The sequence below is a fragment of the Streptomyces sp. 2-1 genome, assembly GCF_048564895.1.
Lineage (GTDB): Bacteria > Actinomycetota > Actinomycetes > Streptomycetales > Streptomycetaceae > Streptomyces > Streptomyces phaeochromogenes.
In genome coordinates this window covers 1-13,131 of sequence record NZ_CP183383.1, presented here as the reverse complement: position 1 = coordinate 13,131, position 13,131 = coordinate 1, and the positions used below count along the sequence as shown (strand labels likewise).

Sequence of the window (13,131 nt, the reverse complement as noted above, 5' to 3'; positions counted from 1 at the left end):
CGAGGCAGGGTACTGAGGGCGCTCCGACCGACGCGGGGCGCCCTCAGGCGTCGGAACCTTCGTGCCGCACGAGGACGAGCGAGCCCGCGATGAGCAGGGAAGCGATGATGCCGGTGCCCAGTACGGGGAAGGGTGTGACCGTCGAGGAGAGGATGGCCAGAGCCGCGACAGGCGGAAGAACGTTGGCCGCCGTGGACAACTGAGCGGCCCGTCGGTGCAGCAGCCACACACAGGTGACGAAGAGGGCGACGGGCACCGTGTAGACAGCCGCGGCCTGGACGCTGGTGAGCGTACGGCTGCCGGTGACGTGGGCGACGTTGACCGCGAGCGCCGCGCCGACAGCAGCCGCGGCGGCGAAAACGACGTAGTGCCCGTAGCCCCACAGCATCGCCGTCTTCTGTGTCCTGAGACGGCGCGGCGCGTCCTGGGCGAAGTACATCCACCACAGCGCGAAGACGGTCAGCAGCCCGCCCAGCGCGATGGGCAGGATGGAGCCGAGGTTCTTGTGGGTGTCCAGAGCGGTACCGACGGCGAGGCTGGCGGCCATGACGGACTCGCCGAGCACGATCAAAGTGAACAGACCGTAGCGCTCGGCTATGTGCTGTGGATGCCAGGTGGTGCCCTCGGCACGCTCGGCCCAGACCGGCACCGCGAGTTCCAAGGCGGCGAGGACGGCGAACGTGGCTGTCCCGCCGTCGACCGGCAGAGCCAGCCGCACCAGCCAGCCGACCTGCAGGACCAGGATGCCCACGGCGTACCGCAGCGCGGTGCGCCGGCGTTCCCGGTCCGTGCAGGCGGCGCGCAGCCACTGACTGACCATGGCCAGCCGCATCACCACGTAGCCCCAGGTGATGACGGTGAAGTCCCCGTGCTCCAGGGCCTCAGCGGCTCCCGCAGCCACGATCAGGGCACCGATGATCTGAATCAGCGTCAGAAGACGGTACGGGACATCATCCGTGTCATAAGCCGCCGCGAACCAGGTGAAGTTCATCCAGGCCCACCAGATCGCGAAGAACACGAGCGCGTAACCCAGCAGACCACGCCCCGAATGGCCCGAGACCATCTCATGCTCGAACGCCGACGACGCCTGGGCGACAGCGGCAACGAAGCAAAGGTCGAAGAACAACTCCAGCGCGCTGGCGGCACGATGCTCCTCACCGGCATGGCGGGCGAGCATCGGCCGGTACCAGGCGGTGAACGTGTGCGTGGACTGACTCATGGCGTCCTGATCTCTCGGGCGGAACAGCATCGGGAACGGCGTGCGAGGAGGGCGGGAGGGCCGCTGGCGACGAGAACCGTCCGAAGGGGGTTGTGTCGGCCGGGGCCCGTTGTCTACGACCGGGCCCGGCGAGAATTTGTGACAGACCTTCGGTGGGCGAAGGCGTCACCGCTCATCACCCCGCCTCTCATGGCAGTGACGACACACTCCACCACGGACCTGGCGTGTCCGAAGCAGAGGAGAGGCCGAGGTCAGTTCTTTGATTACGAGTACAACGACGACAACCTGTGCCCGGCATGCCGATAGACGGCTCGGCGGTAACCGCCATGGGGCCGACCACCGACGCCGCGCACGAAGGGATGGTGTAGGGCGGCCCACCGCTATGGGCAGGGATCGAGCCCAGCCGACGTGCAGCGGGCCGCTGCCGCACCAGGCGGATAGGGTCGACAAAACCGGATGCCTACACGCTGACGTTCGGACTGCCGAAACACGTCGAGGCGTGGGTCATCGATCAGGACAGGCACGTCCGCCCGTACCAGATGGGTGAAGCAGAGCAGGCTGTCCGCCATGACGGTGTACTGGATGGACGACAGCCACGCTCACATCTTTCGACTCCGCTACGAGGCGACAGCGTTGCGCAGCGATCTGCTCTCCTGGCGGCTCGCTGCGGCGGTACGTGTTCGGACCACGCCCACGTGCGGCGGCCCGCTCGGTGATGGCCAAGAGGTTGATCTCGACAAGGGTCTGGACCACACCGGGCGGCTGGGCTGCTGACAGGCCTTGGAGCCGCTGTCCCGGCTGGACGCGCCAGGCGGCGGCAGGAGCTGGCGCCGGATGGCCGCCGCACGAGAAACAGGCGGTACTGAAGACCGCAAACCGGCGTGCCTGCAGGCGGGTGGATGCTGCTGCGGCCTGCCCGCCTGCACGGCGCGAGGTCCCTCTTCGAGTCGTTCAATGACTCGACGGCCACGGCGTCGTAGGTGCGGTCTCGTCGTTCTCCGGGGCATAGTCGAAGAAGTGCGGTGCCCGAGGTGAATGGCTGGTTCGTATCGTGCGCACTACCGCAAAAAGGGTACACGCGTTCTATTCAAGGGAAGCTGTGACGGTCTGCGGTGGCGGGTGGTTGGATGCCGATGTCTGGCGGCCCGATGGCTCGTTGGACACGCGACGGGCTGTGCGGCCAGGCCTGCGGGCGGCCGCGACTGCAGGGGATGGAGAGCCGACGGGTGAGTGACCGCAGTTCGATCGAGTGGACCGAGGCGACGTGGAATCCCACGACCGGCTGCGACCGGGTCTCGGACGGATGCGACAACTGCTACGCGCTGACGCTGGCGAAGCGGCTCAAGGCCATGGGGTCGGCGAAGTACCAGAACGACGGCGACCCCCGCACCTCCGGTCCCGGCTTCGACCTGACCGTGCACCCGGACGCGCTGCGCGTGCCGCTGGGCTGGAAGGCGCCGCGCACGGTGTTCGTGAACTCGATGTCGGATCTCTTCCACGCCCGCGTCCCGCTGGACTACGTCGAGCAGGTCTTCGACGTCATCGCGCAGACCCCGCAGCACACTTATCAGGTGCTCACGAAGCGGGCGCGTCGGCTGCGGCAGGTCGCCGACCGGCTGGAGTGGCCGGCCAACCTGTGGATGGGGGTGTCCGTGGAGAGCGCGAAGGAACTGCCGCGCATCGACGACCTGCGGCAGGTTCCGGCCGCGGTGCGGTTCCTGTCGTGCGAGCCGTTGCTGGGGTCTTTGGACGGGCTGGACCTGACGGGCATTCACTGGGTGATCGCTGGAGGCGAGTCCGGCCCCCGCTTCCGCCCGATGGAGCAGGAGTGGGTCACGGGGATCCGGGACGCCTGCCTGCAGGCCGATGTCGCCTTCTTCTTCAAGCAGTGGGGCGGTCGGACCCCGAAGGCGTCCGGCCGGCATCTTCAGGGACGGACCTGGGACCAGATGCCTATGCCCGAACCTGTGCCTGCAGGCTGATCCGGCTCTTCGTCGTGAGCTTGCCCGGGGACTGGACGGCGATCAGGCCGTCCTGCCGCATCTGCCGGGCCGCCTTCAAGGCGTGCTTCGGCATCCATCGGGCGGTCTCCGTCAGTAGCCACTCGCCGATTGCCTCCACGGTGGTGGCCCCGGTACTGAGGCGCTGGGTGACCAGTTCGGCAAGCTCGTCGTCGATCAGACCTGCGGCCTGGAACAGGTCGAGCTGGCCGTCTGCCTTGGCGCCTCGGGTGCGGGGGTCGCGGAAGCTCTCGCCATCGAGGTCGTCGACCTTCCACATGGCGTCCTTCATCGCCTTCAGGCCTGCGGCGCTGCCGGTGCCGAAGACGAGGTAGAGGGGCTGCCCGGTGCGGGGGACGAGTTCGAACTGCAGCTGGTAGCCGAAGCCGGCCCGGCGCAGCGCGTCACGGTAGGTGTGCAGCCACGCGCGCCACTTCTCGTCGGGGCGCAGTTCGTCGGCGGCCGCGGTCCAGAAGCCGCGGCCGCCGAAGACCGTGTCGAGGATGTCGGCGTTGAGCTCCTCGCGGCGGCTGAACCAGTTGGGTCCGAAGGTGGTGATGACTTCGCTGGAGCGGTTGCGGGCGATGCGGGACATCACCTGCAACGGCACGTTGACGCTGCCCCAGCTGTCGAAGATCCCCAGGATCGGGTTGCCCCAGGCTCCGAGCTCATTGAGGACTGCGAGGCTGTCGCGGCCCGCTTCACCGCGCCGGACCTCCACCCGTACCGGTAGATCCTTGAGCGGCCCGAAGCGGGAGATAAGTTCCGCCACGAGGTGCTCGTGGCGCGCGCGGTCCTTCTCGATGAATATCAAATGCACCCGCCGGGGGCTGAGGTGCATGCGGTCGACCGCGTCATGGCTGAGTAGGCGGTCCAGAATGAACACCGGTGAGCCCGGCTCGCCGTCCTCGTAGCGGCCCGGGCCGGCGAACGCGTCCAGGAGTGTGACCCGGGGTCGGGAGTAGCCGGTGCTCTGGGAGGTCTGCAGCAGGATTGGCCACCAGGCGTCCAGGTACCGCTGGTACAACCGGTGCTTGGCCGCGGTCGCCGGCTCCAGCTTCCATAAGACGCCCATCCCTGCCCCCTGTTCAGGATCGCCACGGGCGGCGGCTGGCACGTGCCAGCCGCATCCCCTGGTAACAGATGGTGAGCGCAACAACGTTCAGCGTAAAGACCGCGTATCAGCCGCGGGAGAGCAGGGCGTCCAGTCGGCTGAAGTGGTGTCAGCGCTACGCCGCAGCGTGGTGTCCACGAAGTTCAGGCACATTCCGGCCGATTAGATCCGGCGGTGCAGCGCGCTGGTGCGGCAATGCGGCTGGGCACGCGCTATGTGTCAGTCCGGACAGGCGCATGTCGAGATAGCGACGTCCTGCCCAGACTCTCGTAGCCTCCGGCAGATCGCTATTTGGCCTGCTCAGGCGGATCCTCTGCCGCGCTGGACTCCGGAGACAGGAGTGCGGACTGCTTGTCGCCTTCGTCCGCAGCCGCGCGCAGCGGAGGGAACGCCTCCTCCCATACTTCCCGTACGGGGCGCCCGATCAGGGAACGCAGCACCGGCCACAGCTGCAGCAGCAGGCGGTGGTTGAGATAGCGGCACAGGTCCTCGTGCTGGCCTTCGGCCAGCACTGTCCGGTAAAGGCTCATGCGCTGGCGTGGCCGGTCCAGGTCGAAGCTGCGTAGCCCTGACCAGACCACGTGCAGGGGCAGGTCGACGACGCCGTGCACAGGCCCGGTCAGCTCCGTCAGTTCGCCCGGCAGTCGCTGGGTGTACCGCAGGCGATACAACGCCGCGTAGGAATCGGGATCTGAGCCGGACACAGCGGCAATCTATCCCGTGCTCTCGTGGCGTGCCCGACGCGGCTCAACCGTGACGCAGCGCCGACAGCGTCTTGGGCGATGGGACGACCAGCGTCCGTCCCGTCGCGCGCGGACCGCGGCGGGCCGGAGACGGCCCTTGAGCCTGAAGTGGTGCTTTGACGGACCCTCAGTAGATCCAGTAGCGTACATGCCGAATCAGATATCAGATCTTGCATTTGGGGGAGTGGGGTGCTGCTGACAACCGGACAGGCCGCCGAAGAGCTCGGCTGTGCCGTCACTACCTTCCGCCGCCTGGTGCGTGCCGGACTGCTGCCGGGCCTGTCCCGACGTGGTGTGCGCGTCATGGTCCCGCTTGACGTGGTCCAGGCCCTCAGCCGGCGCCGTCACGCCCCGCTGGACCAGCTGGGCGCTTCGGAGTGCGCTGTCCTGCGGGTCGATGCGGCCAAGCCGGTACAGGAACCGGACCGGAGCTGGATCGGCTTCGCAGCCTCCCTCGCCCCCGACGACCTCCTGAAGGCGCTGCGTGGCTGGTGGCGTTGCGACGCGGCGAGCGTGGCGGCCGCCGGGGTCCTGCCGGTGACCCTGTCGGGCTACGTGGTGGCCGTCCTGACAGGCCTGGAAACCTGGGAGAGGAATGCCCAGGGCCGCCACGCCTTCCCTCATGCCCGGCTGGCCGGGTACGTCACCGACCTGGCCACCCCCGTCACGCATGTGACCGCCAGTGCCAGGGCGGACCGTATGCTCGCCGATCTACTGCTGGGCAGCACACTTGCCTCACACTCGGGCGGTGCGATCGCCTACGTCTCCACGAACACCGCCGACTGAACCCGCCGTCCGGACAAGGAACCTGATGGACGCACAGAGCTACACCGCCGCTCTCGCCGACCTGCGCGGCCTGCGGGACGAGATCAAGAAGGCCCGGGCGACTCTGGCGCGGCTGGAGGCGCAGCGGGACAAGCAGATCGGGCTCCTGGCCATATACGACAGGGCGAAGGCCGAGCGGATCGCCCCGGCAGCCGGACTGAGCCTGGCCGAGATCGTCGCCCTGGTGCCCGCCCTGGCCCCCGACGGCCTCGCCGCAGACGTCCCGGAGACGGCTCCGGCCGTGGAAGAGGTTCCGGCCACCCCCGACCAGCCCGGGGCCGGCTCGAACCATCCCGCCGCTCAGGCGCCCGGAGCCGTGGCCCCGGCCATGATCGGACCCGTGCAGGAGGCTGCCCCCGCCCAGGCGACGCCCGCCGACGCCCGGCCCCGGCACGCCCCGGCCCAGCCGCCGGCCGACGCGCCCGCGGAGCAGGGCGCCCCGCGCACGCTGCCGTCGATCCCGGACGGCGCGGCGGGCCAGGGATGGTTCACGCACACGGCGAACCTCCTCTCGCAGCGCCCGAACTTCACGCAGCAGGCCCGCTCCACCGTCTTTCTCGACACCGACACCGGCGTGCTGGTGCACCGCAACCAGACCCACCGACTGTCTCTCGGCGCAGGGACGGCTGCCGAGATCCTCACCGCCGTCTTCGACACGGTCCCCGAAGGCGTGGAGCGGATCTACATCACGGCCGGGGACCCCTGGCACCGGGATGCCGCCCGCTATCCCTATCTGAGGGACGCGGTCGCAGCCTGGCTGAACGCCCCCACCCCCGGCTGGCGCACCGACACAGGCCGCGGCCGCGACCGGATGGCCGGACACTTCGTCCACGCCCGCCACCCCGTCGGCCGCTACCAGCGCGACAACGGCGACCAGCACGTCGAAATCCGTTCGGTGGGGGAGTGGTTCGACGTCGACAGTGATAACCCGGCCACCGTCCGGGACGCGTTCGTGCTGCTGTGGCAGGCCCTGCGCCGCCACTGGCCCGACGCTGTCGTCATGGGCTCCCCGTCCCAGACCGGCCGCGACCTGTGGACGCGCACCATCCCCCAACGCGGCCAGTACGCCGAGGGCTACGCAGTCCTGTCCGAGGAACTGCGCGGCCTGCTCCACGCCACCGCCGGCCAGGGCCGCACCGAACTCATCCTCCCGCCCGGCGTGCCCGACCAACTGCCCCAACTCGTCGAGTACGACCGGACCTTCGCCTACGCCAAGCACACCTGGAAGTCCCCGGTCGGCACCCCCCGCCGCGTCACCGCGGCCACCTTCGCCGCCTGGTCGCAGAAGGAACAGATGCGCGCCCTGTACGGATGCGGGCACTGGCAGGTGCGCGTCACCGTCCCCGACACCTGGCAGCATGTCGGCCTCCTGCCCGCCCCCGCCCCGGGCGAGCGCGCCTGGCACTACCCGAGCACGCCGGGCACCACGTTCACCACCTGGGCCGGCGGCCCCGAAATCCACACCGCCCTGTCCAACCCCATCACCCCGTGGAAGGTCGAGATCCTCGACGGCATCCTGTGGGAGGACGGCAAACCGCTCGACGACTGGGCCAAAAAACTCAAGGAGACCTGGACCAACCTCACCGCCCAGGCCCACTTCCAGGGCGCCAGCCAGCAGTCCCGCGCCGCCCACCTCGCCTCCCGCGCCGTACGCGCCATCCTGCTCTACGGAATCGGCTCCTTCGCCCAACGCCCCCGCATGGTCACAGGCACCACCCCCCGCACCCAGGAGCGCGACGTCCCGACGGACGCGGAAATCATCGGCTTCGACGACGAGCAGATCACCTGGCAAAAGCCCACCGGCTTCAGCCGGGACCCCAACGCCCACCCCGAATGGGCCGCCGCGATCTGGTCCGGCGCCCGCGCCGCCCTGCTCACCCAGCGCCACCGCGACGACAACACCCACGCAGGCGCCCTGCACACCCCACCCGGCAGCGTGATCGCCTTCCGCACCGACGCCCTCTACCTCACCCAGCCCGAAGCGTGGCCCTACCACCACCAGCCCGGCGACTACCTACTCAAAGGCCACCTCGCAGGCCCCGTATCCGCACCCACCACCGAAGAAGAGCTCCTCACCCTGCGAGACGCCGGACGCGCCGCCCTCGCACAGAGCACCGGGGAGGCCTGATGCCACCCCGCCGTCGCCGCAACCGCCCCGTAGCGCAACGCCAGTTGAACGAGGCCGCCCGCCTGGCCGACCAACTCCAGACGGCCGGCTACACCAAACGCGACATCGCCCGCATCATCGACCGCGACCCCTCGCTCGTCTCGCAGTTCTACACCCAGAACAAAGGCGCCGCCTTCGTCCCCGCCCTGCGGCAGGTCCTGGACGCCGTCCGCACCGGCGGCATCACCGATCTGCCCGAACTCACCGCCTTCGCAAGCCGACACATCACCCGCCGCACCACCGCCTCCGGCACCCGCGCCCGGGTCCGCACCAAAGCCCTCCTGATCACACCCACCGGAACCGGCACCGGCCGCGTCGCAGCCCAGGCGATCGCTTCCGGCTCCGCCCGCCTGCGCCCTCTGATCGCCGAAGCCGCCCGCCGCGGGCTGCGCCTGGCCTTCACCGTTCGCCTGGCCAAGACCGGCTACCTGCACCCCTCCGGCAGCCGCACCGACTCACCCGGCATCCGCCGCGACGTCATCCAACGCGCCGACCACACCGAAGAACGCTCCTACGGCTCAGCACACACAGGCGGGCACGATGCCGCCGATTTCGCTCGACGTGTGGACTCCGCAGGCGGGGACGTCACCGCGGCTGTCCACCAGTGGCTGGTAGAAACTGGGCGTATCCGACCTGACGCACACATCCTCCATCTAGAGATCCGAACGTGGCGGCCCGCGGCAGGGCGGTGAAGTCCCGTCAAGCCGGACACTCCCACCGCCCGTGCCGTCCCAATCGTTGCCGATCATGCGCCGCGCTGGACGATCGCGCGGCGCGACCGACTCGGAATCAAACGGCAGCGCCGTTATGTTGTGGCGCGGATCCTCCTGGCTCGGCATCGAGCTGGCCGAACGAGCAACGGCCCGCAGTGGGCTCAAGCACCACCGCGAGCGGCCGCAGGCGGCGGAGGGTCTTGCGGACCAGCTGCGCCGTCTCATGACTTGGTGCCGCGGTCGCGAATCGGATGGCACCCGTATCGAGGAGCCGGGTGTACCACGTCGGCAGTTCGGCGGAAGCAATATTTCCGCTGGTCATCCGGTAGTGGGTATGCGAGGTGGCGTGAACTGGGCTGGCTGGGCAGCATGCTGTGGTGCTTCTGGGACCGGGTTCCGCAGGCCGCCGTTCGCGGCGTCGCCACCGTCGCCGCCCTGCAGTCCTCGTCGAGGTACCCCTCGCATGCGGTCACTCTTTGGCGCATGTTCGCGTAGATCGCCGCAAGATAGGTGGCCTGTGTATCTCTGTGCTCCCCGCTTTGCGCCGTTGCGCCGTTTTGTGCGTAGGAAGCGGCTGGAAGCATGTGCGGTGGAGTCCTGTGCACTCTTTTCGGGGGGAACTGTTGGACGCGAGCCTGGTGTGGAGTGCGGTGGGCACGTTGGGGACGTGCGCCGGGCTGGGCATGGCGTGGCTGCAGTTACGAGTCCAGACGGTGGACAATCGTCAGGCCCCGGTGCCGGGGGCGCCGACCGTGTTCGGGGCGTCGGTGGCGCCGCCCACCGGGCGGCTGCCGGTCGAGATGCGCGGTCGCGACCAGGTGCTGCGACAGCTAGGGAGGTGGATGCGCAGGCCCCCTTCGGTAACCATCGTGCTGGTGGGGCTGGGCGGTATCGGCAAGTCGACGGTGGCGGTGGCGCTGGCCGAGCGTGCTGCCCGTGGAGGAAGGGCGGGCCGTCGAAATAGACGAGTGTGGTGGATTTCCGCTGAGGATCAGTTGAGTCTCGCCGCCGGGCTGGTCACGGTTGCCCGGCAGCTGGATGCCACCCCCATCGATCTACAGGCGATGGCGTCGGGGGCGCCGGATGCCCCGGACCGGTTCTGGTCGCTGCTTGAGCAGGCGCCGCCCGGATGGCTGTTGATCTTCGACAACGCTGACGACCCGGAGGTGCTTGCCGGGGATGCGTCAGCGCGACGGCTTAGAAGGAGGCGTTCCGTCGCGGGAGCCGTATCGGCGGTGAGTGACGGAACCGGCTGGATACGCCCGTCGCCGCGCGGACTGACCATGGTGACCAGCCGGAACTCCGACCCGCAAACGTGGGGGAGGCATGCCAGGGTATGTCGGATAGGTCCCGTGGATGAGGACGCCGGCGCTCAAGTTCTGCTTGATCTGGCTCCCCGGGCGGGAGGTGAGGCCGAGGCGCGGTTGCTGGCCCAGCGGCTGGGCAGTTTGCCGCTGGCGCTGTATCTGGCCGGAACGTATCTGGATTCCGCTGTTGCGCAGTGGCGAACCTTCGCCGCCTACCAGCAAGTCCTCGACAGCGGTGGGGGATCACGGCTGCTGGACGACCCCCAGGCGGAGACTCGCGCCGTAGTAACGCGGACGTGGGAGATCTCCCTGGACGACCTGGCACGATGCGGCGTGCCGCACGCCCGTCCCTTACTCCGCTTGCTCTCCTGCTGGGCCCCTGTAACCCCGATCCCGCTCGACCTGCTCGACGCTGACTTGATCGAGTGCCTGCTCCGGCCACACGCCTCCGGCCGCATCGTTGAGAGGGACGGCGACGGCGCGGAGCAATTGGAGGAGGCGCTGCGCGGCCTCAACAGGCTGGGCTTGATCGAGGCGCGGACATCCGGTCCACAAACCGAGATCGTCATCCATCCGGTGGTGGCCGACACCAATCGCATCCACCTGTCGTCGGCCGTCGCGCGCCCGGGCGCGCCGGACGCGGATCTCGTTCGGCGAGTCGCCGTCGACCTCATCACCTCCGCCCTGTCCGGCCTGAACCCGTATGCGCCCACCGACTGGCAACGCTTCCGGTTGCTCGGCACGCATCTGCGCACCCTGCTCGACACTGTTGCTCCGCACCTGGGTCGGGAGCCCCTCGCGGTGCTGCTCTCAGCCGTCTGCACCACAAGCTGTGCCATCGACCAGAGTGGAGCCGTCGATGTCGGCGAAAGCCTGTGCCTTGCTGCTTTGGATCGCGCATCGGGCCTCGGTGCGGATCACCTTGTAGTCCTCCAACTTCGCCACCAACTCGCGTGGGAGACGGCCTCCATGGGGCGCCTGGACCAGGCGGAGGTCATGTACCGGCAGGTGTTCGTGGCGCGTCGACGGCTTCTCGGGGAGGACCATCCCGACACGCTGGTCACTCGCCACGAGTTGGCCTGGATCGCCGCCGCCCAGAAACGCTGGGAAGAGGCGGAGGGCGGCTACCGGCGTGTGCTGCCCGCTCTTCGGAGAGCGCTGGGCGAGGAGCACATCGCCACTCTGTTCACCAGACACGAATATGGCTGGGCGTTGGCGAACCAGGGGCGGCTGGAGGATGCCGAGGCGGAGCTGTGGCCCATCCTACGGACCCGGCGACAGGTGCTTGGTGAGGAGCATCCGCACACGTTGGCGACTTTCCACGAATTGGCGTGGATTATGGCCAGGCGCGGTCGATCCGCCGAGGCGGAGGTGATGTACCGACGACTGCTGGTGACCCGCCTGGGGGTACTCGGTGACGAACACCACCACACGCTGTCCGCCCATCACGAACTGGCCTGGGTCCTGGCCCTGCAAGGCCGTTGGAGCCAGGCGACGACCGAGTACGAGAAGGTTCTGCGGGCGCGACGGCAGGCGCTTGGGGAGGACCATCCCGACACGCTGGCGACCCTCTCTGCACTGCAGCAGCTCGCAAACAGTCAGGTCAGCGACGCACGCCACATCGCCTGAGAACGCTGCACAACCCACAGCACACCACTCAGAGCACGCGGCGCACTGGACAGAAGGGAACGCGACATGGTGAAAATCACCGCCGAACAGCTCGTCGCAATCATCGACGAACTGGCGCTGGTGCGGCGGCCAGTCATGGTCCACGCATCCCTTCGATCTTTCGGCAGGCCCGTTGAGGGCGGGGCGGACGCCATACTGGACGCCTTGCTGTCCCGCGGTTGCACGGTCCTGGTCCCCTCGTTCACCGAACCGCAGTTCGGCGTCATTCCACCGACCACGATGCGCCCGGCCCGCAATGGCATCGACTACGCGACCCTGCCCGACAAGACGGCCGCGCGGCCCGAGACAGCGGCTTCCTACACCGTCGACTGCGGTGTCATCAACGCAGGCATGGGCGCCCTTCCGGCCCGACTGCTTGCCCGAGGCGCGATGAGGCGCGGCCGGCACCCGCTCAATTCCTTCGCGGCGGTCGGGCCACAAGCCGCCGAACTCGTCGTGGCGCAGACACCAACTGACGTGTACGGACCCGTGCGCACCCTGGCAGACAGGAACGGCGCCATACTACTACTGGGTGTCGAACTGAACCGGATGACTGCGCTCCACCTGGCCGAACAGCAATCCGGCCGACAACTGCCCATCCGCTGGGCACGCACCGCCGACAGAAGAGTGATCATGGTGGAGACAGGCTCGTGCTCAGAGGGATTCCCACGCCTGGAACCGTGGCTGCGGCCGCTGGCACGCACTGCCCGGGTGGGCGGTTCCCGATGGAGTGTCTACCCGGCGAAGGAGGCCCTTGCCGCCGCGGTCGCCGTCATGACCGCCGATCAGAGCGTGACCCATTGCGCCGACGCCGATTGCCTCGCCTGCCGGGACTCGGTGGCCGGCGGCCCTGTCGGACCGGTTTCGCTGGGATGACGCAACCAACTCGGTCGGCGAGTTGGGCGAGGACCTGCTCGGGAGCGAGGCCGGTGCGGGCGGCGATCGCGTGCAGCCGGCGGCTCGCGTCGGCGGGAAGCCACACCTGAGTCATCAGCTCATCGCGGGCGTCCTGCCGCTCCATCTGCCAGGCGGCCCGGCGGGCGAGGGCGCCTTCCCGCTGTGCGTCGCGTTCCCGCGCCCACGTGCTGCCCTGGACGTCCTGCTCCGTGCTGTAGACCGGCCAGTCCTGGCCGTCCGGCAGAGCGGTGATGCGGCGCCACCCACGGCTCGGCGAGGTCCTCCGGGTCACCGTCGTACGGGGCCACGGTCACCGGGAGAGTCCAGTGCTGGCGGGTCTCCCGCTCACGCCGCTCCGCTTCCGCGACCTGCGCCACGTTCAGCCCCTCGCCCTGCCGCCGGACCGCAGCCCGGCCACATCATCGGCACCCCACATCACGCGCTGCCCTCCTGCGCCGCCCACTCCAGACCGAGGCCG

At 69.0% G+C, this 13,131-nt stretch carries 10 protein-coding genes; 7 read left to right on the top strand and 3 right to left on the bottom strand.

The window, feature by feature from the left end:
• Nucleotides 1-43: 43 nt before the first annotated feature.
• Nucleotides 44-1,219, bottom strand: coding sequence for a low temperature requirement protein A (locus ACN20J_RS00050; RefSeq protein WP_419664719.1), 1,176 nt, complete (start codon nucleotides 1,217-1,219; stop codon nucleotides 44-46).
• Between the two features lie 567 nt (nucleotides 1,220-1,786).
• Here ACN20J_RS00050 and ACN20J_RS00045 point away from each other — a divergent pair.
• Entirely contained in the window at nucleotides 1,787-1,993 is a 207-nt protein-coding gene (locus ACN20J_RS00045) for a hypothetical protein (protein ID WP_419664718.1), read from the top strand.
• A 452-nt stretch (nucleotides 1,994-2,445) separates the two neighbouring features.
• Nucleotides 2,446-3,201: a DUF5131 family protein gene (locus ACN20J_RS00040; RefSeq protein WP_419664717.1), complete on the top strand. Its 756-nt coding sequence runs from the start codon at nucleotides 2,446-2,448 to the stop codon at nucleotides 3,199-3,201.
• Here ACN20J_RS00040 and ACN20J_RS00035 read toward each other — a convergent pair.
• Nucleotides 3,173-4,294 carry a three-Cys-motif partner protein TcmP gene (locus ACN20J_RS00035; RefSeq protein WP_406485813.1) on the bottom strand — a complete coding sequence of 374 codons (1,122 nt, stop codon included), beginning with the start codon at nucleotides 4,292-4,294 and terminating at the stop codon, nucleotides 3,173-3,175. The genes ACN20J_RS00040 and ACN20J_RS00035 overlap by 29 nt on opposite strands.
• A gap of 326 nt (nucleotides 4,295-4,620) precedes the next feature.
• Entirely contained in the window at nucleotides 4,621-5,037 is a 417-nt protein-coding gene (locus ACN20J_RS00030) for a hypothetical protein (protein WP_419664716.1), read from the bottom strand.
• Nucleotides 5,038-5,265: 228 nt separating this feature from the next.
• Here ACN20J_RS00030 and ACN20J_RS00025 point away from each other — a divergent pair, with 228 nt between their 5' ends.
• From ACN20J_RS00025 to ACN20J_RS00005, 5 genes are all read left to right on the top strand, one after another.
• A complete protein-coding gene (locus ACN20J_RS00025; RefSeq protein ID WP_419664715.1) occupies nucleotides 5,266-5,862 on the top strand; it encodes a helix-turn-helix domain-containing protein in 597 nt (198 codons plus the stop codon).
• 25 nt (nucleotides 5,863-5,887) lie between these two features.
• Nucleotides 5,888-8,029: a hypothetical protein gene (locus tag ACN20J_RS00020; RefSeq protein WP_419664714.1), complete on the top strand. Its 2,142-nt coding sequence runs from the start codon at nucleotides 5,888-5,890 to the stop codon at nucleotides 8,027-8,029.
• Nucleotides 8,029-8,760 (top strand): helix-turn-helix domain containing protein, encoded by a 732-nt coding sequence (locus ACN20J_RS00015; protein WP_419664713.1) that lies wholly within the window; start codon nucleotides 8,029-8,031, stop codon nucleotides 8,758-8,760. Before ACN20J_RS00020 ends, ACN20J_RS00015 begins: the two co-directional genes overlap by 1 nt.
• Before the next feature lie 644 nt (nucleotides 8,761-9,404).
• The gene (locus ACN20J_RS00010) at nucleotides 9,405-11,717 is read left to right on the top strand and encodes a tetratricopeptide repeat protein (RefSeq protein ID WP_419664712.1); all 2,313 of its coding nucleotides are present in this window, start codon (nucleotides 9,405-9,407) and stop codon (nucleotides 11,715-11,717) included.
• A 66-nt stretch (nucleotides 11,718-11,783) separates the two neighbouring features.
• The gene (locus ACN20J_RS00005; protein WP_419664711.1) at nucleotides 11,784-12,632 is read left to right on the top strand and encodes an AAC(3) family N-acetyltransferase; all 849 of its coding nucleotides are present in this window, start codon (nucleotides 11,784-11,786) and stop codon (nucleotides 12,630-12,632) included.
• The last annotated feature ends 499 nt before the right edge of the window (nucleotides 12,633-13,131 follow it).

Coding starts and splice junctions, on each gene's coding strand:
- ACN20J_RS00050 (WP_419664719.1), bottom strand. CDS start 1,219: ATGAGTCAGTCCACGCACACGTTCACCGCCTGGTACCGGCCGATGCTC.
- ACN20J_RS00020 (WP_419664714.1), top strand. CDS start 5,888: ATGGACGCACAGAGCTACACCGCCGCTCTCGCCGACCTGCGCGGCCTG.
- ACN20J_RS00005 (WP_419664711.1), top strand. CDS start 11,784: ATGGTGAAAATCACCGCCGAACAGCTCGTCGCAATCATCGACGAACTG.
- ACN20J_RS00045 (WP_419664718.1), top strand. CDS start 1,787: ATGACGGTGTACTGGATGGACGACAGCCACGCTCACATCTTTCGACTC.
- ACN20J_RS00035 (WP_406485813.1), bottom strand. CDS start 4,294: ATGGGCGTCTTATGGAAGCTGGAGCCGGCGACCGCGGCCAAGCACCGG.
- ACN20J_RS00015 (WP_419664713.1), top strand. CDS start 8,029: ATGCCACCCCGCCGTCGCCGCAACCGCCCCGTAGCGCAACGCCAGTTG.